A 22,951-nucleotide genomic window follows, 5' to 3' on the forward strand; every position below is an offset into this window, starting at 1 on the left:
GCAAGATTAGCGGAATCCTGGCGGCAAGCGGCACGCTTCAAGCTGCAAGAAAACGCAGGCCGTGCCACCATCTGCTTTTTCTTCCAGCTTGCAGCTTGCCGCTTGCAGCTCCCCACCTCCAGCGAAACCAGCCATGCCCGCATCCACCCTCCTTCAGCATGCCCAGATCGACTGGGACGACCAGGGCCGCCCCCATTCGCGGCAATACGGCGATGTGTACTTCGCCATCAACGAGGGCATTGCCGAAACCCAGCATGTGTTCCTCGAACAAACCCGCCTGCGCCAGCGCTTCGCCAACCTGGCGCCCCACGCCTGCCTGGTGATCGGCGAAACCGGCTTTGGCACCGGCATGAATTTTTTCTGCGCCTGGCAGCTGTTCGCCGAAACAGCCCACGCCGACGCGCGCCTGCATTTCGTCAGCGTCGAGAAGTACCCCCTGGGCCATGCCGACATGGCCCGGGCTATGCGCCTGTGGCCGGAGCTGGCGGCGTTCACCGAACCCTTTTTGCGCCAGTACGTCGCGGTGCACCAAGGCTTCCAGCAGTTCACCTTCGACCAGGGCCGAATCACCCTCACCCTGCTGATCGGCGATGTGCTCGAGCAACTGCCGCAGCTGGACGCACGCATCGACGTGTGGTTCCTCGACGGTTTTGCCCCGGCGAAGAACCCCGACATGTGGACACCCGAGCTGTTCACGCAACTGGCCAGGTTGTCCCATGCCGGCACCGCACTGGGCACCTTCACCACCACCGGCTGGGTTCGCCGCAGCTTGATCGAGGCCGGCTTCACCATGAAGAAGGTGCCTGGCATCGGCAAGAAGTGGGAGGTGATGAGCGGTGAGTACACCGGCACGCCCAACGCGCCCATGTCGGCGCCCTGGTACGCCCGGCCAACTGCCCCAGAAGGCCCGCGCGAGGCCCTGGTGATCGGCGCAGGGCTCGCTGGCAGCGCCAGCGCTGCCAGCCTGGCCGCACGCGGCTGGCAGGTAACGGTACTGGAGCGTCACGACGCAGCGGCCCGCGAAGCCTCAGGCAACCCCCAGGGCGTGCTGTACCTCAAGCTGTCCGCGCACGGCACGGCTTTGTCGCAGATGATCCTGGCCGGCTTCGGCTATACACGGCGCCAGCTTGAACTACTGCAGCGCGGCCAGGACTGGGATGCGTGCGGGGTTTTGCAACTGGCCTTCGACAGCAAGGAAGCCGAACGCCAGGGCAAGCTCGCCGACGCCTTCGAGGGCAGCTTGCTGCGTGCCGTGCAGCGCAGTGAAGCCGAAGCGATTGCCGGGGTCGCGCTGCCTGCCGGCGGGTTGTTCTACCCCGAAGGCGGCTGGGTGCACCCACCGGCACTGTGCAACGCTCAACTGCAGCACCGGAACATTCGCCTGCTGGCCCATCACGATGTGCTCGCACTGCGCAAGGCCGATGGCCTGTGGCAAGCCTGGGCCGGCGACCGGCTGCTGGCCAGCGCGCCAGTGGTAGTGCTGGCCGGGGCGGCTGACGTGAAGCGTTTCGGGCCCTGTACGCAGTTGCCGCTCAAGCGCATCCGCGGGCAGATCACCCGCCTGCCGGTGACCGACGCCAGCCGGGCGCTGGCTACCGTGGTTTGCGCCGAGGGCTATGTGGCACCGCCCAGGGGTGAGGAGCACACGCTGGGGGCCAGCTTCGACTTCCATAGCGATGACCTGGCGCCGACCGTGGCCGAGCACCAGGGCAACCTGGCCATGCTGGATGAAATCTCCAGCGACCTGGCCCGGCGCCTGGGTGTCGCAGCGCTTGCCCCTGAGCAGTTGCAGGGGCGCGCGGCATTTCGCTGCACCAGCCCGGATTACTTGCCGATCGTGGGGCCGGTTGCCGACCCTGCAGCCTTCGCCGAAGCCTATGCCGTCCTGGCCAAGGACGCGCGGCAGGTGCCCGAGGTGCCCTGCCCCTGGCTGGAAGGGCTGTATGTGAACAGCGGGCATGGGTCCCGGGGGCTGATCACGGCGCCGCTTTCGGGCGAGCTGATTGCGGCCTGGGTCAGTGGCGAGCCATTGCCGCTGCCGCGGTCGGTGGCTGAGGCATGCCATCCGAACCGGTTTGGCTTGCGCAAGTTGATTCGGGGTAAATGAAGGGGCTGCTGTGCAGCCCAATCGCCGGCAAGCCGGCTGCCTCGATACGCAGCGCTGCTGAGCCCTGTGGCAGCCGGCTTGCCGGCGATTGGCCGCATTACAAAGTGCTGCTTATAACGGATTGGTCTAAAACTCTCGCAAATCCCCCAGGTCAGTTCCTTACAGGCGCCCTAATCCGGGGCGCTGATTCCCCAACGGAAAAACCGGTAAGGACCTATGTGCGGATTAGCAGGAGAGTTGCGTTTCACCCCCATCGACCAAGCCCCTCGCCCGGCGGACCTCGCCGCGGTAGAGCGCATGACCCATCACCTGGCGCCCCGTGGCCCCGACGCCTGGGGCTTCCATAGCCTGGGCCCGATTGCCCTGGGCCATCGCCGGCTGAAAATCATGGACCTGTCCGACGGCTCGGCTCAGCCCATGGTCGACAACACCCTGGGCCTGTCTTTGGCCTTCAACGGTGCCATCTACAACTTCCCCGAACTGCGCCAGGAGCTGCAGGACCTGGGCTACACCTTCTGGTCCGACGGCGACACCGAGGTGCTGCTCAAAGGCTACCACGCCTGGGGCGCGGCCTTGCTGCCCAAGCTCAACGGCATGTTCGCCCTGGCCATCTGGGAGCGCGACAACCAGCGCCTGTTCCTGGCCCGCGACCGCTTGGGCGTCAAGCCGCTGTACCTGTCGCGCAACGGCGAGCGCCTGCGCTTTGCCTCGACCCTGCCAGCGCTGCTCAAAGGTGGCGACATCGACCCGATGATCGACCCGGTAGCGCTCAACCACTACCTCAACTTCCACGCCGTGGTGCCGGCGCCACGCACCTTGCTGGCCAATGTGCAAAAGCTCGAACCCGGCACCTGGATGCGCGTCGACCGCCACGGTGAAGTCGAACGCCAGACCTGGTGGCAGCTGCATTACGGCCCCAACCCGGACGAGCGCGACCTCGACCTGGAAGGCTGGACCACCCGTGTGCTCGATGCCACCCGTGATGCCGTCGGCATCCGCCAGCGCGCCGCCGTGGACGTAGGCGTACTGCTGTCCGGCGGCGTCGACTCCAGCCTGTTGGTCGGCTTGCTGCGCGAAGTGGGCGTTGATGACCTGTCGACCTTCTCCATCGGCTTCGAGGATGCCGGCGGCGAGCGCGGTGACGAGTTCCAGTACTCCGACCTGATCGCCAAGCACTACGGCACCCGCCACCACAAGCTGCGCATCGCCGAAAGCGAAATCATCGAGCAATTGCCGGCCGCGTTCCGCGCCATGAGCGAACCGATGGTCAGCCACGACTGCATCGCCTTCTACCTGCTGTCACGCGAAGTGGCCAAGCACTGCAAGGGCGTGCAGAGCGGCCAGGGTGCCGACGAGCTGTTCGCCGGCTACCACTGGTACCCGCAGGTGGACGGCGCCAAGGATGCCTTTGGCGCCTACCGCGATGCATTCTTCGACCGCAGCCATGCCGAGTACCGCGACACCGTGCAAGCGCCGTGGCTGTTGGAAACCGACGTGGCCGGCGACTTCGTGCGCGAACACTTCGCCCGCCCGGGCGCGGCCGAGGCAGTAGACAAGGCGCTGCGCCTGGACAGCACGGTGATGCTGGTCGACGACCCGGTCAAACGGGTCGACAACATGACCATGGCCTGGGGCCTGGAAGCCCGTACACCGTTCCTGGACTACCGCCTGGTCGAGCTGTCGGCACGCATCCCGGCGCGCTTCAAATTGCCCGATGGCGGCAAGCAAGTGCTCAAGCAAGCCGCACGCCGGGTGATCCCCCATGAGGTGATCGACCGCAAGAAAGGCTACTTCCCGGTACCCGGCCTCAAGCACCTGCAAGGCGCCACCCTGGACTGGGTACGCGAACTGCTCACCGACCCCAGCCAGGACCGCGGGCTGTTCAACCCGGCCATGGTAGACCGCCTGCTGAGCAACCCGCATGGCCAGCTTACCCCGCTGCGCGGCTCCAAGCTGTGGCAGCTGGCGGCGCTGAACCTGTGGCTCAGCGAACAAGGAATCTGACCGATGAAAGCCCATGAAACCGCCTACGGTCAGCGCCTGCTGCGTGGCCAGGCGCCGTCCTACGAGCGCCTGCAGGCGCGCCTGGCCGGCGATGGCAGCGAGCCCCACAGCCAGCCGCGTGCGCTGCACTGCGGCTGGGGCCGGCTGCTGATAGGCCACACCTACCCGGACCCGGCCAGCCTGGCCGAGGCGCTGCAGCAGGAACGTCCCGGCGAGCGCGACATCGCGCTGTATGTGGCGGCCCCGCAACAGCTGCTGGCGCAGGCACCGCAGCAGCTGTTCCTCGACCCGTCCGACACGCTGCGGCTGTGGTTCACCGACTACCGCCAGGCGCAACGGGTGTTTCGCGGTTTCCGTATCCGCCGCGCACAAAGCGCCAGCGACTGGCAGGCCATCAACACCCTGTACCAGGCACGCGGCATGCTCCCGGTGCAGCCCGAGCTGCTGACGCCGCGCCACCAGGGCGGGCCGGTGTACTGGCTGGCCGAGGACGAAGACAGCGGCGCGGTGATCGGCAGCGTCATGGGCCTGAACCACAGCAAGGCGTTCGATGACCCCGAGCACGGCAGCAGCCTGTGGTGCCTGGCCGTGGACCCGCATTGCACCCGCCCTGGCGTGGGTGAGGTGCTGGTGCGCCACCTGGTCGAGCACTTCATGAGCCGCGGTCTGGCCTACCTGGACCTGTCGGTGCTGCACGACAACCGCCAGGCCAAGCGGCTGTACGAGAAGCTCGGTTTCCGCAACCTGCCGACCTTTGCGGTCAAACGCAAGAACGGCATCAACCAGCAATTGTTTCTGGGCCCCGGCCCTGAAGCGGGGCTGAACCCGTATGCACGGATCATCGTCGATGAGGCCTACCGCCGTGGCATCGAGGTGCAGGTGGACGACGCCGCAGGCGGGCTGTTCACCCTCAGCCTGGGCGGGCGTCGGGTGCGTTGCCGCGAGTCGCTGAGCGACCTGACCAGTGCGGTCAGCATGACCCTCTGCCAGGACAAGCGCCTGACCCAGCAAACCTTGCACAACGCCGGCCTGCTGGTGCCGGTGCAGCAACTGGCCGGCAATGCGGACGACAACCTGGCGTTTCTCGACGAGCACGGCGCGGTGGTGGTCAAGCCGGTGGATGGCGAGCAGGGCCAAGGGGTGGCGGTGAACCTGACCACTTACGAGGAAGTCAGCCAAGCCATAGAACACGCCCGCCGTTTCGACAGCCGCGTGCTGCTGGAGAGCTTCCACCCGGGCCATGACCTGCGCATCGTGGTGATCGGTTTCGAGGTGGTTGCGGCGGCGATTCGGCACCCGGCCCAGGTGGTCGGCGACGGTAAACACAGCATCCTTGAGCTGATCGAGGCCCAAAGCCGCCGCCGTCAGGCCGCTACCGGTGGCGAAAGCCGCATTCCGCTGGACGACGAAACCGAGCGCACCCTGCGTGATGCCGGCTTCGACTACACCAGCGTATTGCCTGCAGGCCAGCGCCTGGCCGTGCGCCGCACCGCCAACCTGCACACCGGCGGCACGCTGGAGGATGTTACCGAGCGCCTGCACCCTGTGTTGGCCGACGCGGCCGTGCGCGCGGCGCGGGCGCTGGAAATTCCAGTGGTGGGCCTGGACCTGATGGTGCGTGATGCCGAACAGCCGGACTACGTGATCATCGAGGCCAATGAACGCGCCGGGTTGGCCAACCATGAACCGCAGCCAACGGCAGAGCGCTTTGTCGACCTGCTGTTCCCGCATAGCCGGGCGTTGGCGTGAATCCATGACGGCCCTATCGCCGGCAAGCCGGCTCCTACAAGGCTCATCACGGTCCATGTGGGAGTCGGCTTGCCGGCGATAGGGCCCGCCAGAGCACAGCTTTACCCGAGGAGTACCCATGTCTGAACGATACCCCGAGCCGGACCTTGACTACCTCAAGCGCGTCCTGCTGGAGATGCTCGCCATCCCCAGCCCGACCGGCTTCACCGACACCATCGTGCGCTATGTCGCCGAACGCCTGGACGAACTGGGCATTCCCTTCGAGCTGACCCGCCGCGGCACCATCCGCGCCACCCTCAAGGGCCGGCAAAGCTCCCCAGACCGCGCCGTCTCGGCCCACCTGGACACCATCGGCGCCAGCGTGCGCCAATTGCAGGACAACGGCCGCCTGGCCCTGGCCCCGGTGGGCTGCTGGTCGAGCCGTTTCGCCGAGGGCAGCCGGGTCAGTGTATTCACCGACACCGGCGTGTTCCGGGGCAGCGTGCTGCCGCTGATGGCCAGCGGGCATGCTTTCAATACCGCCATCGACCAGATGCCCGTCAGCTGGGAGCACGTAGAAGTGCGCCTGGACGCCTACTGCACCACCCGCGCCGACTGCGAGTCGTTGGGCATTGCCATTGGCGACTTCGTGGCATTCGACCCGCTGCCGGAGTTCACCGACAGCGGCCATATCAGCGCCCGCCATCTGGACGACAAAGCCGGCGTGGCCGCGCTGCTGGCTGCCCTCAAGGCAGTCGTGGAAAGCGGCCGCCAGCCGATGATCGACTGCCACCCGCTGTTCACCATCACCGAAGAAACCGGTTCAGGCTCTGCCGCTGCCCTGCCCTGGGACGTCAGCGAGTTCGTCGGCATCGACATTGCCCCGGTGGCACCCGGCCAGGCGTCGAGCGAACACGCCGTCAGCGTGGCCATGCAGGACTCGTCGGGGCCCTATGACTACCACCTGTCACGCCACTTGCTGAAACTGGCCGGCGACCAGGAGCTGCCGGTGCGCCGTGACGTGTTCCGCTATTACTTCAGCGATGCCCATTCGGCGGTCACCGCCGGGCACGATATCCGCACGGCGCTGGTGGCGTTCGGTTGCGATGCCACCCATGGTTACGAGCGCACCCACATCGACAGCCTGGCCGCGCTCAGCCGCCTGTTGTCGGGCTACCTGCTCAGCCCGCCAGTGTTCGCAAGCGATTCCAACCCGGCCAATGCCTCACTGGAGCGCTTCAGCCACCAGTTGGAGCACGATGCGCAGATGGAGAGCGATACCCGGGTGCCTGCCGTCGACAGCCTGGTGGGGAACAAGGAGTGAGCCGTAGCGGCCCGGTTTGGCGTAGCATGGGCGCATTCTTTTACCAAGCTGAATGCCGCCCATGCTGATCCCCTACGAACACTTGCAAGCCGAAACCCTGACGCGCCTGATCGAGGATTTCGTCACCCGCGACGGCACCGACAATGGTGATGACACGCCGCTGGAAACCCGTGTGCTGCGGGTGCGCCAGGCGCTGGCCAAGGGCCAGGCGTTCATCCTGTTCGACCCGGAAAGCCAACAGTGCCAGCTGTTGGCCAAGCATGATGTGCCGCGCGAACTGCTCGACTGACCGGTACCGGCCGCTTCGCGGAGCAAACCCGCGAAGCGGCCGGTGAGGTCAACCTCAAGCCGAATTGCCCTTGCGCTTCTCCCCCGCCTTGATCCGCTTGTACACCTCAGCCCGGTGCACCGACACTTCACGCGGCGCACTCACGCCAAAACGCACCATGCCATTGCGTGTTTCCACCACCTTGATCTGAATATCGTCACCAATGTTGATGACTTCGCCGACTACGCGTCCAATGACCAACATGTTCCGGTCCTCCGGCAACAGGGAAAACCGGAGAGTGCATGGGGATATTCGGTGACTCAACGCCTTCGCAGCAATTCAGAACAAGGCTACATCGGCAGGTAATTCGCCCTACAGACGGAACTACAATCCGCGCGCCTGGGCCTTGCCACGCATTTTCACCGCCATCTCTGCCATCTCGTCATACAGCCGCTGTGGCGCCTGTTGCTTGAGCTGCCAGGCCTGGCGCCCGGCCTCGTGGGGCAGGATCAGGAATTCACCGGCCTCCACCTGCTGGTGGATGTAGTCGGCAATGTCCGCCGCACTGATCGGCGAGCCCTCCAGCAGTTTGCCCACCTGGGCCTTCATGGCCGGGTTCGGGCCGCGGAAAGAGTCGAGCAGGTTGGTCTGGAAGAACGACGGGCACACCACGTGCACAGCCACTTCCAGCTGGCGCAGCTCTACCAGCAGGCTCTCCGACAACGCCAGCACACCGGCCTTGGCAACGTTGTAGTTGCTCATGCCCGGCCCCTGCATCAGGGCCGCCATCGACGCCACATTGATGATGCGCCCCTTGCTGCGTTCGAGCAGCGGCAGGAAGGCCTTGCAGCCCTTGACCACACCCATCAGGTTGACCGCGATCTGCCAGTCCCAGTCTTCCAGCGACAGCTCGGCGAAGAAGCCGCCCGAGGCGACTCCGGCGTTGTTGACGATCACATCGATACCGCCGAACTTCTCTTCGCAGGCCTGGGCCAGGGCGGTCAGCTGGCTGTAGTCGCGCACGTCGCAGCGCTGGACGAAACCCTCGCCGCCGGCACCGCGCACAAGCTCCAGGGTTTCGCGCAGGCCTGGCTCGTTGACGTCGGCCAACGCCAGGCGCCAGCCCTCGCGCGCCCAGCGCAGGGCAATCTCGCGGCCGAGGCCGGAACCGGCGCCAGTGATCATGATGCGTTTGTGCATGGTGGCAGGCCTTGTACTGATGGGTGGTCAGCCCAGTCTAATCAAGGCGTTGGCGCCAGAGAGGGTTCATCAGGGTAGTGAATGGGCGGGCATGACCAAACGGTCAGTACCAGGCAAATGGAATCTTTGCCAAGCGGCGCCGGTCCGAATTAACAAGAGGCCAGCTGTACGAGGCTCTTGACCCCTAACCACGCAAGGACTCCGTCATGACCACGATCCTCATCATCATCCTGATCCTGCTGTTGATTGGTGGCTTACCGGTCTTCCCACACTCGCGCAGCTGGGGCTATGGCCCATCCGGCATCATTGGCGTGGTGCTGGTGATTCTGCTGGTGTTGTTGTTGCTCGGCATGATTTGAACCAGGGGCGTGCAAGGCCAGTTGCTGTTCAAGCTGCAGCATGGCCTCGCGCAGCGCCCCCACATCCTGCTCGATATCGCCCGGTGCGGGCGGTTTGGCTTGGCATCTGCGCTCCAACCGCTCGCACAGGTCGACTATCACTCTTGCCCGAGCGATCCGGGCGCCTCCCTTTATCCGATGGGCCAGCATGGCCAGCGCCTCAGCATTGGCCGGCACCTGCGCAAGTAGCTGCAGGTCCTGCAGGTTGCTGGCACGAAGGTCGGCCAACAACGCTCGCAGTGCAGCCTCGTCGCCAGCCACCAGCCGCCTGATGTGCTCGAGGTCCAGCAGTGCAGGACTGGCACGGGCCAAGGCTTGAACCAGGCCGTCCAGCCCCAGAGGCTTGAACAGGCAAGCGTCCATGCCTGCTGCACGGCAGCGCCGGCGTTCAACCTGTGTGGCACTGGCAGTCAAACCGATCACCTGGCACCTGGGCCTGCCGCTGCGCCGCTCGTGCTCGCGAATGGCGCGGGCCAGCGCGTAGCCGTTGAGCCGAGGCATGTTGCAGTCACTGATCACCCCGTCGAAGTGCTCGCCCAACCACAAGCGCAAGGCCTGGGTACCGTCCTGGGCAACGCACGCCTGATGCCCGAGGTATTCGAGCTGTTGCACCAGCAACAGGCGATTGGCCGGATAGTCGTCGACCACCAGCAGGCGCAGCGGCTGGGGCGGGTGACGAGTGTCACCGGTAGCGGCCGCCGGCCGTTGCTGGGCAGCACTCAACTGCGGCAGGCTCAGGCGCACGTTCACTTCGGTGCCCTGCCCCAGCACGCTGTGCAGGTGCAGGCTGCCGCCCATCATCTCGCACAGGCTGCGGCTGATGCCAAGGCCCAGGCCGGCGCTGCAGCGCGGTGACTGGCATTGGTTGCTGGCCTGACGGAACGGTTGCCCCAGGTGCGCAAGCTCGCTTGCGGCAATGCCGACACCGGTATCGCGCACCGTCAGCTCCACCGCCAGGTAGCCGTCCACCGCTGTTGCCGACAGGTTCACCGTCACCTCGCCGTGTTCGGTGAACTTGATGGCATTGCTCAGCAGGTTGGCCAGCACCTGCTTGAAGCGCAGCGGGTCGAGCATGACCTGGGCATCCACCTGGCCTTGGGTAACCAGGCGCAACGCCAGGCCTTTGCTGCGCGCCTGCTGCTCGAACAACTGCAGCACCCGCCCCACGTGTTCGCGCAGGCACACCCGCTGGGCAGCAAACTGCAAGTGCCCGGACTCGATACGGGTGATGTCCAGGATGTCTCCGATCAGTTCCAGCAGGCCACGCGCCGCTTCGTCGGCCACCTCCAGTGCCAGGTGGTCGAACTCGCCTCGCTCGGCCTTGCGCCGTGCCAGTTCAAGCATGCCCTGCACGGCATGCAAGGGCGTGCGAAGCTCGTGGCTCATGGTGGTCAGGAACTGGGTCTTGGCCTGGTTTGCGGCATCGGCCTCACGCTTGGCACGGCGCAATTGCACCTGCAGGCGCCGCAGGTAGCGGATCCACAGCAAGGCCAGGCTGAGCAACAGCAGGGCCGTGGCAAAACCCAGCAGGATACGGCCGCGGTAACGTTGCCACACACCGTCAGCGACGATCATCGGGTTGCGCCAGCGACGCACCAGGCCGTCAATCTCGTGCGGTGACAGGCTGAGCAGGGCTTTGTCGAGTATGCCCTGCAGTTCAACCGCCCCGCGGGCGCTGGCCAGGGCGAAATGCGCGGGCGGCAGCGGCAGGCTGGCGCTGATCTTGAGCTGGCCCGGGTAGCCACGCGCGATCAGTGCTCGCGCGTCATCGAGGGTCAGCACGGCGGCGGCCGCCTTGCCGCGAGCCACGGCGCGCAAGGCTTCAACGGGGCTGGCCACGGCCATTGGCACAACCTGCGGATAATGCTGGCCAAGCATTTCATGCAGGGCACTGCCCCACACCAGTGCCAGCGGTCGCCCGGCCAGTTGCTCGAGGTTGCCAGGAGCCTGCGGTGCATCGCGCGTCACCAGTACCCGCGAGGCACTGAGGTAAGCACGGCTGAAGGACACCTGGCGCTCCAGGGCTGGGCTGCGCGGCAGGCCGGCAATCAGTTGCACCTCGCCCTCGCGCAGTTGTTCGAGCATGCCTTGCAGCGTGCCGCCAGCCTGCACCTCGAAACGCAGCCCGGTGCGCCGGCTGATCAGTTGCAGCACATCCAGGCTCAGGCCCCGCCATTGGCCCTTGCCATCGCGAAAGCTCAGCGGCAACAGCTGCTCGTCCATCGCCACCTGCACACTTGGATTGTCGAGCAACCAGCGCTGCTCGGCCTCGCTCAACTGCAGCGGCACTGGCCGCTGCGCGGCGGCGCCCAGTGGGCTCCAGCGTTCGCGAATGCGCTGGTGCTGGCGCTCGGTGAGGTTGCCAAGGGCGGCATCGACCAGCCCCGGCAAGGGCGTATCGCCATTGAGCATGGCAAAACCGATGCCCTGCCGGGGCAGCCCGGCGTGGCCGACTTCCTCGACACCGGCAAGTTGGCCGCGGCCCAACGCGTAGCGGGCCGCCAAGGCATTGCCCAAGTACAGGTCGGCATGCCCGAGTGCCAACGTCGCCAGGGCATCGAACGGAGAAAGGTGGGTTTGCACACGTGCCTGAGGGTAGCGTTCGCGGACCTGCTCCAGGCTGCGATAGCCCTGGACCATCACCAGGTCGAGGCCGTGCGTGTCATCGACCCGTTCACGGCCGCGCGCCTCACGCGCCAGCAGCAAGGGGCAATCCTCGGCGTAAGGCCGTGACAGCCGCAACCCCGCGTCCAGCGCCTGGCGGCTGGTGACCGAGCCGAGCAGGTCGACCTCGCCTGCACGCAATGCCGCATGCGCCTCGGCGAACGCTTCGAAAACCTGCACCTGCACCTGCAGGTTCAACTGTTCGCCCAGCAGCCCGGCGTAATCAGCGGTAATGCCTTCATAGGCGCTGCCGGTGCCGAGGATGTCGAGGGGCGGATTGTCCTGGGCCAGCACGCCCAAACGCAGCGAGCGGCGCGCCCACAACCAGCGTATGCCTGCTTCATTGGGCTCGTGGCGGGGCCCGTCCAGGGTGGCCCGCGCGTGCAACTGCGGCCTGGCCAGCGCTGGCAGTGTCAGCACGAAACAGAGCAACGCCAGGAGCAAGGCACGTAAGGGCACGCGGGGCGAAATTCAGATCAGCTGATTGCGGCGAGCGAAATCCGCCAGGTCAATCAGCGAGTTGAGCCTGAGCTTTTCCAGCAGGCGCGTCTTGTAGGTGCTGATGGTCTTGTTGCTCAGCAGCATGGCCTCGCCGATGGCTTTGTTGCTCAGGCCGCGGGCCAGGTACTGCAACACCATCAGCTCACGGTCGGACAGGCTGGCGATACACTGCGGCTCGGTGGCCTGCAGGTCCTGTTTGTGCACCGAGCTCAAGGCCACTGCGGGGAAGTAGGTAAAACCCGACAGCGCAGCACGTACCGCCTTGCCCAGTTCATCCAGGTCATCGGTCTTGGCCACGTAGCCGGCTGCCCCCGCCTGCAGGCAGCGCAACGAGTAGGCCACGGCCAACTGTGAAGTCAGCACCACGACCTTGCTCGGACGGCTGCAGGCCTGGATGCGGCTGATGACCTCCAGCCCGTCCAGGCCAGGCATGGCGATGTCGAGGATCACCAGATCCGGCGCCAGCTCGCGCACCAGGCGCACCGCATCGATGCCGTTGTCGGCCTGGCCAACCACTTCGACCTGCTGCTGGCGCAGCAACTGGCAGACCGTGGCACGGATAAATGGGTGGTCGTCGACCACCAGCGCTGTGGGCATGATGCACTCCTTTGTAATTCTGCTCGCTGCCTACAACTCGGCATCGAACACCACGGTGGCCAGCCCGGTATAGGTACTGCCGGTATTAGGTAACATACGACGCACATCCTCCTTGGCTATTTCAAAGTGCATCTGGCCAGGGCGGTTGAGGGTGGGCTGCACTGCTTCGAACTGCAGCGCTTGAGCACGCCCCGTCGGTAGCGCAAGCCTTTCGACCATCTGACCTCGGTGCTGGATGCCGGCGGGCAAGCTCAGGGACAGCAGGACAGGTACTTGATCGCCCTTGTCGTTGGTGATTGCGCACCGGGCGTCGATATCGTACTGGCACAGCTTGTAAACCTTGAACGGGCCAGAGGATGACAGCCTGAATGGCAAGTCTCTATACAGACGCTGCGGCACACTGCCCCCCGCAAGCCAGTGCTGCCAGCCATCGCGAGGCTCCAGCACGGCGCGGTCAGTACCCGGCGGAAACTCGAAAAAGAAGGCATGCTGGACGTCGAGCACGAGGTTGATTGTGACGCTGTTGGTATTGAGTGCAGTAACGCCATCACCAAAGTCGAAGTCGCCGCCAGGGCCAACGCTGTATTTGATGCTTCCTCGATAGAGCCCGGTTTTCATGCGAAATGGGGCAGGCATCCGGAGGTTGTAAGACACGCCCATGTCAGTCACGTCGATGAACCCGTGATAATCAGGCCCATTCCGGGAATTCAATGAGTGACAGCCGGCAGGCGCTGTCGGGTTGGTAATGTCCCAGAGGAAGAATACCCAGGGTGGATTGCCAATGGACGCTACACGGGTGCAACCACCCTGCACGACAGCGTTGTACGTAGGACTCTCATACCAGGGCACGCCCCCCGTTTTCTGGCTGACCCCTGTGAACTCGAACGACACTGTGTGCGGCTCACCGGTAACTTCGTGGAAGACATCGACCTGGCGCCGGCCCGGCATCTGGATGAAAAACTTTGCCCGTGGTGAGACGGTAGTCACCTCTTTTGTGTAGGTCAGGGGCAGATCGACCACGTCATTGTTGGTACAGCGATAGGCAAACCTGCGGCAGAACAATGCAGGAGGCGTCGTGTTTTCGAATTGCCCCGACCCTTTGCCCAGATACTGCGCCGACACCGTGACATCAAGTGCCTGGGCACTTGGGGCCAGCAGCATGAACCACGCCGTTACCACCCATGCCAGGCAAAATCGCATCAGATGAACCATCACGTTTACCCCTTCACCACCATGACTTTATGATCACGTCCTTCGTGAAGCTCGAACTGGTGCACCTTTTGCGAGTGCCCCTCGAACTGCCGGCTACGGCCTGGCAGCAGGTGATGCTTGGTCGCGGGCTCACACTGTTCCCCTGCCATCAGGCATTGACGGAAGCGGTCCAGAACCACGGTGGAGTTACCTTCATTGACCACAGTCAGTTGCCCGTTTTCACGCCGCACCGGCGTGTTGAAGCGTGCCTGCGCAGGCCGTACGAACAGCAGCGAGCCATAGCCGGCCAGCAGGTTTACCCCCGCCCTGAGGCCGTCGCGGTACTGCGCCGCCTCCTGTTCGTCCACGGCAAAACCGTCACCCAATTCCGGCAGCACTGGCATGAAGCGCAGGCGGAAGTAACGCTCCTGGTCCCGCGGGCCACGGTACAACAGGCGCACGGCCTGCATGCCGTGGGCCGGCACGATCAACCGCGCCGGGCTGGCGACCAGGCCGCGCTGCTCCAGGGCCAGGCCGTCGGTATCGATTTCGTGGGCCACCCCGGCATCGTCATAGACCAGCTCGGCGACGCTGACCTTGACGAACGCCGTGCTGTCGCCGCTGTTGCGCACACGCTTGAGCAGGGTGCTCCTGTCACCGTCGAGGTAATCGTACAATCCGCCAACGTTCAGTTCGGGGGTGGCCACGGCAGCCAGTGGCATGGCCAGCAGGACGAAGGCCGATAGAGAAAGCATTTTCATGTGGCGAAGCTCCCTGGTGATTTGATTAAGGGTATTGCCGTGCGCAACCCGTCGGCCACGGCTAAAGCAGTAGGAAAATTCCGAAACTCACGAAGATCGCGATGCAATCTCGGGCTGGCACTGTTGGTCGCCGGCCAGCAGCACGTCGCCTTCACGCGTCAGGCCTTCCAGGTCCAGGCGTACGAGACAGAGCGGTTGCCCGCGCTGGCGAATTTCCAGGGTCGGTGCCGCTTCGCTCATTTCCACCGCGAAAAAGCCATCGGCCTCGCTGACACTGCGGCTGGCATGGTTGATCACCTGGGCGCCACGCAACGGCAGGCCCTGGCCATCGAGCAGGCGCCCCAGCACGGTGACGGTGCGCAGTACACGAACCTGGCGGTAGTCGATGCCCCCGCGGTTGAGGTGGTAGTCAACGCTCGATGGCTGTATCACGGCGGCGGTCGCCTCGCTCCCGTCGAAATCGAACTGCACATGCCCGGGCTTGTAGGCGGTGACCGGGATGATGTTGCGCCCGGCATGCAGGTTGACGCCCATGGCATCGTCGGCACGCAACCTGAGGCCGTCGATGTCGGTGTCCACATCGACGATCAACGCGGCCTGGTGCCCCAGGGGCTGGCCGCTCACTGCCGCCTTGCCGGCACCCACGGCCAGCAGGCTTTGCAGGTTCAGGCCACCGGTGAATTCGCCGTTGTAGGAGGAGCGCTGCAGGTAAGCGTCACCTTGCATGAACGGGTTCTCGAACTGGGTATCGGCCCCCAGCCCCGTGCCGTAGCGGTCGGCGCTGAGGGTGGCGCCAATGCTGCGCAATGGGCCGATCTCTACATCCTGCCGATAGCCCAGCGAGGTATTGAGGTCACGCCCGCCGTCACGCGAGGTGCGGCTGCCGATGCTGGCGGACAAACGTCGGCCGCCGTCGCCCAGGCTCATGCTCAGGCTCAGGTTGATGCCACGGTTGCGCGCATCACCGGTACCGCTGTTGCCCGGGCGATCGAACAGCGACAAGCGCCAGTTGGCGTCAGAGCCAAACAAACGCCCGTAATAGGCCCACCCCAGATCGATGCCGATGCCGGCATCACTGCCACTGCTGTGCGACACACGCACACTGGCGGTATTGCGAGGGTCCAGGCGATGGTTCAAGGACAGCGATGATTGCGTCTGGCGCCGGGTGAATGGCCGTGCAGGTGCATTGCCAAGGTAGTCCCTGCCGGGCTGCGCCAGCCAGGTGCGGCTGTGGCTTGCGACCAGCGAGCCGCTCGCGTAGGCATGGATCAGTTGCAGGTCGAAGCCGTTGCCATGGCCCTGGGCCTGGAACAGGTTGCCATAGAGTTTGAGCCGGTCGCGCACATCCCAGTCCAGTGAGGTGCCGTATTGCATGGCATCGTCGAGCCGCTGAGCGGACACACCGACGATTGCCCTTGGGTGCAGCAGGTAGTTGGCCAGCACGCCCGCCGCCAGGGTGTCGTCATGCACGGCCTGCCAATTGCTGAGCTCACTGCTCTGGCGCCCGACATACAGGTTGTAACGCCAAGGTGCGTCGGTACTGCGCCAGTTGCCGGGCTTGTAGACGAATGCCTGGCTGCGCGAACTGACCTGGCCGTCCTCGACCAGACGTACTTCGACCTCGTAGATGCCGCCGGGCAGCACCTTGGTATCGAGGGTCTGCAACCCTGGCTGCACCGGCTGGCTGTTGATCAGCACACCGTTGCGGTAGATCTGCGCCACGGCCGGGCGGCTGGGTGTGACATGGATGGGCGTGGCACTGGGCGCGGCGCTGTCGATGAGCAGGCTGTCGCTGCTCCCGAACATCAGGCCCAGGGTCGTGTCAGGGCTGGCGCCCATCAGCCTGGGTTGGCGGGTCAGGCCCTGGGCGCTGGGGGTGAAGTACCCCAGGCGGTAGAAATGGTCCTCGACCAGGCGCTCGCCATACAGCTGGTCGACCCGGTAGCGGGTGCCCTCGCGGCTGTCGCTGCCGCGGTCGAGCTGGCCGTCGGCCAGGGCTGTCCACTGGCCGACACTGGCCTGGCCCTGCAAGGCGTAGCGGCCACTGGTGGCGACGCCATCATTGACCAGGTTGAGCTGGTTGCGCAGCAACAGGCCGTGGCTGCCCTGCTCCGGCAGGCGATGAAAACGTTCGGCAGTAGCGGCCACTTCGGCACGGTCGGTCAGCAGCGACAGCTGCGAATTGGCCAGGCTGTAATGAATCGCACGCAAGCCTTCCGGGCAGTCTGCCTGGCAGTCGCCCAGGGGCCTGCCATCGGCCAGGCGCTCGCGCCAGCATCGTCGCAGGCTCTCGGGCTCGCGGCTGTCGAAGGTTTCGGTGAATTCCAGCAACTGCACCCGCTGGTCGCGGCTGAGCACCACCATGGCATCACCGAGGTAACGGCCGTCCAGGTCGACCCGTACGGCCAACGGCACATCGAAGAAATGCGCCTCGAACTCGCGCGGCAGGCCTGCGACCGGCCCCAGGGCACTGGCCGCGCCATGACTCATGCCGGCCCACAAGGCCATGCTGGCAGCCAGTGGCAGCCAGCAGCGCAAGACGGCGGAGGAGGAATGTCGGGACATGGGTATCGCTTACAGGCATGACCTGCCCGCCCCTCGCCGTTGGCGAGGGCCCGGGCAGGCACTGGAGGTGAACGGAGCCTTAAGGGGCGGCGGTTTCGAAGATCATGCTGACCAGGCCCTGGTAGCTGCCTGGCTCATAACCGGTGCCTGGCGCCGGCTGGGCCTCGACCTGGAAACCGATGACCGCGCCCGGTGCCGCCTGGGTGGCACTGACCACTTCGGCCGGGGTGGTTTGCAACACGGTGTCACCGACCGTGACGTCCAGGCCAATGTTGTTGCTGCCGTTGGCGATCACTGCAGGCGATACCAGGTAGGCGCTGATCGGGCCGATGGTGCTCTTGACCTGCAGTTGCTTGCGAATCGGGTCGAGCTTGCCTTGAAAGGAATTCCAGGCCATTTCCTGCGGGTCGTTCATCCAGTTGCCACCCACGGGCTCGACGTAGAACGCGTCGGTGGGCACCTGGGCGACGATTTGCACCTGCTTCTCGATCGGGTCGACGGCATGGGCGGCGCCTGCGAACATCAGGGCCAGGGGAAGGGCGAGTAACGTGCGTTTCACGAATGGTTTCTCCTTGAAGGTAACAGGCCTGCCGGGTTGGCCCGGCGGGTGAGGAGAAGTATTCGGGAAGCATGGGGCGGGATAATCAGGAAGCTTCCGAGGGAGCTTCGGAAATTTCCGAGCGAAGGCAAAATGACACTGCACAATGCACAACGCCCCGACTGGCGGGGCGTTGTGTTTTTTGCGCTCTATGTCAGTGCGAAACCGCCCCGCTGGCCCCCAGGCCAGTTTGCGAGCGGACGAACTGCGGGAAGAACAGTGCGCGTTCGTTTTCAGCCGCCTTGGACTTGTCGGTGACCGAGAAGAACCAGATACCGACGAAGGCAATCAGCATCGAGAACAGCGCCGGGTACTCGTACGGGTAGATCGGCTTCTCGTGGCCGAGGATCTGCACCCAGATGGTCGGGCCAAGGATCATCAGTGTCACTGCACTCACCAGGCCCAGCCAGCCGCCGATCATGGCGCCGCGGGTGGTCAGCTTCTTCCAGTACATCGAAAGCAGCAGTACCGGGAAGTTGCAGCTGGCGGCAATGGAGAACGCCAGGCCGACCATGAAGGCGATGTTCTGCTTCTCGAACAGAATACCCAGGCCGATCGCCAGCACGCCAAGGGCGATGGTGGTGATCTTCGAGACGCGGATCTCGTCCTTGTCGTTGGCCTTGCCCTTGCGCCATACGCTGGCGTACAGGTCGTGGGACACCGCCGAGGCACCGGCCAGGGTCAGGCCGGCAACCACCGCCAGGATGGTGGCGAACGCCACCGCCGAGATGAAGCCGAGGAAGATGCTGCCACCCACGGCATCGGCCAGGTGCACCGCAGCCATGTTGTTGCCGCCCAGCAGGGCGCCGGCGGCGTCCTTGAAGTCCGGGTTGGTGCTGACCAGCAGGATCGCGCCGAAGCCGATGATGAAGGTCAGGATGTAGAAGTAGCCGATGAAGCCGGTGGCGTAGAGCACGCTCTTGCGCGCTTCCTTGGCGTCGCTGACGGTGAAGAAGCGCATCAGGATATGCGGCAGGCCGGCGGTACCGAACATCAGCGCCAGGCCCAGCGAGAAGGCCGAGATCGGGTCCTTGACCAGGCCGCCCGGGCTCATGATCGCCTCACCCTTGCTGTGCACCTTGATCGCTTCGGAGAACAGGGTGTTGAAGTCGAAGCCCACGTGCTTCATGACCATCAGTGCCATGAAGCTGGCACCGGACAGCAGCAGTACGGCCTTGATGATCTGTACCCAGGTGGTGGCCAGCATGCCGCCGAACAGCACGTACAGGCACATCAGGATACCTACCAGGATCACCGCCACATGGTAGTCCAGGCCGAACAGCAGCTCGATCAGCTTGCCGGCGCCGACCATCTGCGCGATCAGGTAGAACGCCACCACCACCAGCGAACCGGAGGCCGACAGGGTACGGATTTCCTTTTGCCCCAGGCGGTAGGAGGCCACGTCGGCAAAGGTGTATTTGCCCAGGTTGCGCAGGCGTTCGGCGATCAGGAACAGAATGATCGGCCAGCCGACCAGAAAGCCGATCGAGTAGATCAGGCCGTCGTAGCCAGAGGTGAACACCAGCGCGGAAATACCCAGGAACGACGCTGCCGACATGTAGTCGCCGGCAATCGCCAGGCCGTTCTGAAAGCCGGTGATCTTGCCGCCGGCAGCGTAGTAGTCGGCTGCCGACTTATTGCGTTTGGAGGCCCAGTAGGTGATGCCCAAGGTGAAGGCGACGAAGGCCACGAACATGGCGATCGCTGCAACGTTCAGCGGCTGTTTCTGCACCTCGCCGGTCAGGGCATCGGCTGCCCACACGGCGGGTGCGAAAACGCCGCAGGCCAGTACGGCCAAGGCTTTGGTGTGACGAATCATTGTTGCGCCTCCTTGAGGATGGCCTTGTTCAGCTCATCGAACTCGCCGTTGGCGCGGCGCACGTAGATGGCGGTCAGGACGAATGCCGAAATGATCAGGCCGACGCCCAGGGGGATGCCCCAGGTAATCGACGACTCAGGGCTGAGCTTGGCGCCCAGCAGATGAGGACCGTAGGCGATCAGGAGGATGAAGGCGCAGTACAGGCCGAGCATGATCGCCGAGAGAATCCAGGCGAACCGTTCGCGTTTGGTCACCAGCTCCTTGAAGCGGGGGCTGTTTTGTATCGAGAGGTAAATGCTGTCGTTCATTGTTTTTGTCCTAGCAGCACAGATAGGGGATGGAACCCACACCGTCACTTTATGCTGCCTTTGAACGCCAACCAGACGACCTTAGTCTTAGATGCAACGGTGTTTTACAGAATAAGTAACAAAGCAGGGCCGCTGTGCGGCCCTTTCGCGACACAAGGCCGCTCCTACAGCGCATAACGCCTGTAGGAGCGGCCTTGTGTCGCGAAGGGCTGCACAGCAGCCCCGCTTCAAAAAGTTTGATTCGTTACTTGCCAGTCCATTCCTTGACTCGGTCCGGATGCTTGGCCACCCAATCCTTCGCCGCCGCTTCAGGCTTGGCGCCTTCCTGAATCGCCAGCATCACCTCGCCAATTTCGTCCTTGGACTGCCAGCTGAACTTCTTCAGGAACTCGGCCACTTCCGGCGCTTTGGTCGCCAGTTCCTTGCTGCCGATGCTGTTGACCGTCTCGGCGGCACCATAAACGCCTTTGGGGTCTTCGAGGAACTTCAGCTTCCACTTGGCGAACATCCAGTGCGGCACCCAGCCGGTCACTGCAATGGACTGCTGCTTGCCGTAGGCGCGGCCCAGTTCGGCGGTCATCGCTGCGCCGGAGCTTGCCTGCAGCTTGTAGCCGGTAAGGCCGTAGTCCTTGATGGCCTGGTCGGTCTTGAGCATCACCCCGGAGCCTGCGTCGATGCCGACGATCTTCTGCTTGAAGCTTTCGTCGGTCTTGAGGTCGGTAATGCTGTTGGCCTTGACGTACTCCGGCACGATCAGGCCGATCTTGGCATCCTTGAAGTTGGCGCCGTAATCGACCACGTTGTCCTTGTTCTTGGTCCAGTACTCACCGTGGGTCACCGGCAGCCAGGCCGAGAGCATGGCGTCGAGTTTGCCGGTGGCCACACCCTGCCACATGATGCCGGTGGCCACGGCCTGCAGTTTGACGTCGTAGCCGAGCTTCTGCTTGATCACTTCGGCGGCCACGTTGGTGGTCGCCACGCTGTCGGCCCAGCCATCCACGTAACCGATGCTCACTTCTTTGGCCATCGCCTGCGCAGCGCTCATGGCCAGTACCAGGGCGGTGCCCGCCCCCAAGAGTCGTCGCATTTTTTTCAAAGTTGCCATCAAAGCATCCCCTCGTCAGGTCTCGGAGATTGCATGATGTTCCTGCAACAAAGCGTGACCTGCTCCCACTGCGACCTGTACCCGATGCCTTTGCGACAGCACTGTGCCATTAGCGGCGTCTGCCTGCACCATTCTGCGCGATCCTTGCATGCCAAAGGATTGGCGCCGGGCTACTATCTAACGTTTTGCGCCTGACGATGGACCGCCTGATGCCCAGCCCTGCCCGCCTGTTGCTGCCGCTGTACCTGTTCGCCTGCCTGCTTGCCCTTGCAGGGCTTGGGGCGCTCTGGTACTCGCTCGGCAAGCCGATCCTGCTGCCGGACGCCGCCAGCCCCACGCACAAATTGCAGTGCGCCTCCTATACCCCGTTCGACAAGGACCAGTCGCCTTTCGACCAGCCTTTTCGCTTGCGCCCGGCGCGCATGGACGCCGACCTGGCGCTGTTGGCCGAACGATTTCAGTGCATCCGCACCTATTCCATGACCGGGCTTGAAGCGATTCCGGCACTGGCGCGCAAGCATGGCCTGAAGGTGATGCTCGGGGCTTGGGTCAATGCCAACCCGGCCGATACCGACAAGGAAGTGGACTTGCTGATCGCCGCCGCCAACGCCAACCCGGACGTGGTCAGTGCAGTGATCGTGGGCAACGAGGCGCTGCTGCGCAAGGAAGTGACGGGCGAGCGCCTGGCCGCGCTGATCGGCAAAGTGAAAAGCCAGGTCAAGGTGCCGGTGACCTATGCCGATGTCTGGGAGTTCTGGCTGCAGCACCCGCAGGTGGCGCCAGCGGTGGACTTCCTGACCATTCACCTGTTGCCCTACTGGGAGGATGACCCGCGCGGTATCGAAGATGCCCTGGCGCATGTCGCTGATGTGCGTCGGGTGTTCGGCACGCGCTTTGCGCCCAAAGATATCTTCATCGGCGAGACCGGCTGGCCCAGCGAAGGCCGCCAGCGCGAGACCGCTGTGCCCAGCCGGGCCAACGAGGCGCGGTTCATCCGCGGTTTCGTCGCCATGGCCGAGGCCAATGGCTGGCACTACAACCTGATCGAAGCCTTCGACCAGCCTTGGAAGCGCGTCAGCGAAGGCGCGGTGGGCGGCTACTGGGGCCTGTACGATGCCGACCGGCAGGACAAAGGCGTACTCGAGGGCCCGGTGAGCAACCTGCACCACTGGCCCCAGTGGTTGCTGGCAAGCGCGGTGTTGATGGCAGTGATGCTGGTGTTCGCAGGGCGCCCTGGCACCGCGACCGGGGCGTTGCTGTTGCCGTTGCTGGCGGCGTTTGGCGCTGGCTGCCTGGGGCTGTGGGGCGAATTGATGCGGACCCACGCAAGGTTTGCCGGGGAATGGCTGTGGGCGGCGTTGCTGGCGGGGTTGAACCTGATGGTACTGGCCCATGCGGTACTTGCGTTGGCGCGCCGGGCTGGCTGGCGGGAGCGTGTGTTTGCCTGGCTCGAGGCGCGCGCAGGGTGGCTATTGCTGGCGGCAGGCTTTGCCGCGGCAGTGAGCATGCTGGCGATGGTGTTCGACCCGCGTTATCGCAGTTTCCCTACCGCGGCGTTGGCGTTGCCGGCGCTGGTTTACCTGCTGCGCCCGGTGGTAGCAGCACGGGCGGAGGTGGCGTTGCTGGCGTTTATCGTCGGGGCTGGCGTGATGCCGCAGCTGTACAAGGAAGGGCTGGAGAATCAGCAGGCCTGGGGGTGGGCGGTGGTCAGTGTGCTGATGGCTGCGGCGTTGTGGCGGAGTTTGCGGGTGCGCAAGGCTTGATACCCAGGTGCCTGCATCGCCGGCAAGCCGGCTCCCACTGGTAAAGCGCC

At 64.6% G+C, this 22,951-nt stretch carries 17 protein-coding genes and 1 pseudogene; 7 read left to right on the forward strand and 11 right to left on the reverse strand.

The features are described from left to right. Positions 1–133 precede the first annotated feature (133 nt). The 5 genes from mnmC (at position 134) to NGJ21_RS05905 (ending at position 7,452) form a co-directional block, all read left to right on the forward strand. Positions 134–2,107, forward strand: a complete 1,974-nt coding sequence (gene mnmC, locus NGJ21_RS05885) for a bifunctional tRNA (5-methylaminomethyl-2-thiouridine)(34)-methyltransferase MnmC2/FAD-dependent 5-carboxymethylaminomethyl-2-thiouridine(34) oxidoreductase MnmC1 (protein ID WP_251961942.1) — start codon at positions 134–136, stop codon at positions 2,105–2,107. A gap of 216 nt (positions 2,108–2,323) precedes the next feature. Continuing rightward, on the forward strand, positions 2,324–4,111 hold the full coding sequence (locus NGJ21_RS05890; RefSeq protein ID WP_046787394.1) for an N-acetylglutaminylglutamine amidotransferase: 1,788 nt from the start codon (positions 2,324–2,326) through the stop codon (positions 4,109–4,111). Between the two features lie 3 nt (positions 4,112–4,114). Next, positions 4,115–5,860: an N-acetylglutaminylglutamine synthetase gene (ngg, locus tag NGJ21_RS05895; protein WP_046787395.1), complete on the forward strand. Its 1,746-nt coding sequence runs from the start codon at positions 4,115–4,117 to the stop codon at positions 5,858–5,860. Between the two features lie 118 nt (positions 5,861–5,978). Next, a complete protein-coding gene (locus NGJ21_RS05900; protein ID WP_046787396.1) occupies positions 5,979–7,163 on the forward strand; it encodes an osmoprotectant NAGGN system M42 family peptidase in 1,185 nt (394 codons plus the stop codon). A gap of 61 nt (positions 7,164–7,224) precedes the next feature. Next, positions 7,225–7,452: a YheU family protein gene (locus tag NGJ21_RS05905; RefSeq protein WP_039603187.1), complete on the forward strand. Its 228-nt coding sequence runs from the start codon at positions 7,225–7,227 to the stop codon at positions 7,450–7,452. 54 nt (positions 7,453–7,506) lie between these two features. On the opposite strand, the gene csrA is transcribed toward NGJ21_RS05905, so the two are convergent. Both csrA and NGJ21_RS05915 read right to left on the reverse strand, forming a co-directional pair. Then, a complete protein-coding gene (csrA, locus tag NGJ21_RS05910) occupies positions 7,507–7,695 on the reverse strand; it encodes a carbon storage regulator CsrA (protein WP_039603188.1) in 189 nt (62 codons plus the stop codon). 120 nt (positions 7,696–7,815) lie between these two features. After that, positions 7,816–8,631, reverse strand: a complete 816-nt coding sequence (locus NGJ21_RS05915; protein ID WP_119688435.1) for an SDR family oxidoreductase — start codon at positions 8,629–8,631, stop codon at positions 7,816–7,818. Between the two features lie 206 nt (positions 8,632–8,837). Between NGJ21_RS05915 and NGJ21_RS26020 the strand changes: the two are divergent. Beyond that, a pseudogene (locus tag NGJ21_RS26020) lies at positions 8,838–8,927 on the forward strand (DUF3309 family protein); the annotation flags it as partial. On the opposite strand, the gene NGJ21_RS05925 reads toward NGJ21_RS26020, so the two are convergent. The 9 genes from NGJ21_RS05925 to NGJ21_RS05965 form a co-directional block, all read right to left on the reverse strand. Next, positions 8,886–12,152 carry a transporter substrate-binding domain-containing protein gene (locus tag NGJ21_RS05925; protein WP_502943504.1) on the reverse strand — a complete coding sequence of 1,089 codons (3,267 nt, stop codon included), beginning with the start codon at positions 12,150–12,152 and terminating at the stop codon, positions 8,886–8,888. The pseudogene NGJ21_RS26020 and the gene NGJ21_RS05925 sit on opposite strands and share 42 nt — an antisense overlap. A 12-nt stretch (positions 12,153–12,164) precedes the next feature. Then, a complete protein-coding gene (locus NGJ21_RS05930) occupies positions 12,165–12,791 on the reverse strand; it encodes a response regulator transcription factor (protein WP_115272946.1) in 627 nt (208 codons plus the stop codon). A 30-nt stretch (positions 12,792–12,821) separates the two neighbouring features. Next, positions 12,822–14,003, reverse strand: a complete 1,182-nt coding sequence (locus NGJ21_RS05935) for a hypothetical protein (protein WP_182445253.1) — start codon at positions 14,001–14,003, stop codon at positions 12,822–12,824. Positions 14,004–14,008: 5 nt separating this feature from the next. Then, positions 14,009–14,743: a fimbrial biogenesis chaperone gene (locus NGJ21_RS05940; RefSeq protein ID WP_119688433.1), complete on the reverse strand. Its 735-nt coding sequence runs from the start codon at positions 14,741–14,743 to the stop codon at positions 14,009–14,011. 87 nt (positions 14,744–14,830) lie between these two features. Beyond that, the gene (locus NGJ21_RS05945; protein ID WP_502943490.1) at positions 14,831–17,308 is read right to left on the reverse strand and encodes a CS1-pili formation C-terminal domain-containing protein; all 2,478 of its coding nucleotides are present in this window, start codon (positions 17,306–17,308) and stop codon (positions 14,831–14,833) included. A gap of 79 nt (positions 17,309–17,387) precedes the next feature. Then, a complete protein-coding gene (locus NGJ21_RS05950) occupies positions 17,388–17,867 on the reverse strand; it encodes a CS1 type fimbrial major subunit (protein WP_046787402.1) in 480 nt (159 codons plus the stop codon). Positions 17,868–18,060: 193 nt separating this feature from the next. After that, positions 18,061–19,725: a cation acetate symporter gene (locus NGJ21_RS05955; protein ID WP_046787403.1), complete on the reverse strand. Its 1,665-nt coding sequence runs from the start codon at positions 19,723–19,725 to the stop codon at positions 18,061–18,063. Continuing rightward, entirely contained in the window at positions 19,722–20,033 is a 312-nt protein-coding gene (locus NGJ21_RS05960; protein WP_039604303.1) for a DUF485 domain-containing protein, read from the reverse strand. The genes NGJ21_RS05955 and NGJ21_RS05960 overlap by 4 nt, the downstream gene beginning before the upstream one ends. Before the next feature lie 244 nt (positions 20,034–20,277). Beyond that, positions 20,278–21,138: a glycine betaine ABC transporter substrate-binding protein gene (locus tag NGJ21_RS05965; RefSeq protein WP_046787404.1), complete on the reverse strand. Its 861-nt coding sequence runs from the start codon at positions 21,136–21,138 to the stop codon at positions 20,278–20,280. 197 nt (positions 21,139–21,335) lie between these two features. Here NGJ21_RS05965 and NGJ21_RS05970 point away from each other — a divergent pair, with 197 nt between their 5' ends. Beyond that, the gene (locus NGJ21_RS05970; RefSeq protein WP_251961943.1) at positions 21,336–22,901 is read left to right on the forward strand and encodes a glycoside hydrolase family 17 protein; all 1,566 of its coding nucleotides are present in this window, start codon (positions 21,336–21,338) and stop codon (positions 22,899–22,901) included. The last annotated feature ends 50 nt before the right edge of the window (positions 22,902–22,951 follow it).

Origin of the sequence: Pseudomonas sp. Marseille-Q5299, from assembly GCF_943737035.1 — a bacterium.
Taxonomy (GTDB): domain Bacteria; phylum Pseudomonadota; class Gammaproteobacteria; order Pseudomonadales; family Pseudomonadaceae; genus Aquipseudomonas; species Aquipseudomonas putida_E.

Bases quoted from the DNA above. Each gene is read 5' to 3' on its own strand.
- mnmC (WP_251961942.1), top strand. From the start codon at position 134: ATGCCCGCATCCACCCTCCTTCAGCATGCCCAGATCGACTGGGACGAC.
- NGJ21_RS05890 (WP_046787394.1), top strand. From the start codon at position 2,324: ATGTGCGGATTAGCAGGAGAGTTGCGTTTCACCCCCATCGACCAAGCC.
- ngg (WP_046787395.1), top strand. From the start codon at position 4,115: ATGAAAGCCCATGAAACCGCCTACGGTCAGCGCCTGCTGCGTGGCCAG.
- NGJ21_RS05900 (WP_046787396.1), top strand. From the start codon at position 5,979: ATGTCTGAACGATACCCCGAGCCGGACCTTGACTACCTCAAGCGCGTC.
- NGJ21_RS05905 (WP_039603187.1), top strand. From the start codon at position 7,225: ATGCTGATCCCCTACGAACACTTGCAAGCCGAAACCCTGACGCGCCTG.
- csrA (WP_039603188.1), bottom strand. From the start codon at position 7,695: ATGTTGGTCATTGGACGCGTAGTCGGCGAAGTCATCAACATTGGTGAC.
- NGJ21_RS05915 (WP_119688435.1), bottom strand. From the start codon at position 8,631: ATGCACAAACGCATCATGATCACTGGCGCCGGTTCCGGCCTCGGCCGC.
- NGJ21_RS05930 (WP_115272946.1), bottom strand. From the start codon at position 12,791: ATGCCCACAGCGCTGGTGGTCGACGACCACCCATTTATCCGTGCCACG.
- NGJ21_RS05935 (WP_182445253.1), bottom strand. From the start codon at position 14,003: ATGGTTCATCTGATGCGATTTTGCCTGGCATGGGTGGTAACGGCGTGG.
- NGJ21_RS05940 (WP_119688433.1), bottom strand. From the start codon at position 14,743: ATGAAAATGCTTTCTCTATCGGCCTTCGTCCTGCTGGCCATGCCACTG.
- NGJ21_RS05945 (WP_502943490.1), bottom strand. From the start codon at position 17,308: ATGTCCCGACATTCCTCCTCCGCCGTCTTGCGCTGCTGGCTGCCACTG.
- NGJ21_RS05955 (WP_046787403.1), bottom strand. From the start codon at position 19,725: ATGATTCGTCACACCAAAGCCTTGGCCGTACTGGCCTGCGGCGTTTTC.
- NGJ21_RS05960 (WP_039604303.1), bottom strand. From the start codon at position 20,033: ATGAACGACAGCATTTACCTCTCGATACAAAACAGCCCCCGCTTCAAG.
- NGJ21_RS05965 (WP_046787404.1), bottom strand. From the start codon at position 21,138: ATGGCAACTTTGAAAAAAATGCGACGACTCTTGGGGGCGGGCACCGCC.
- NGJ21_RS05970 (WP_251961943.1), top strand. From the start codon at position 21,336: ATGGACCGCCTGATGCCCAGCCCTGCCCGCCTGTTGCTGCCGCTGTAC.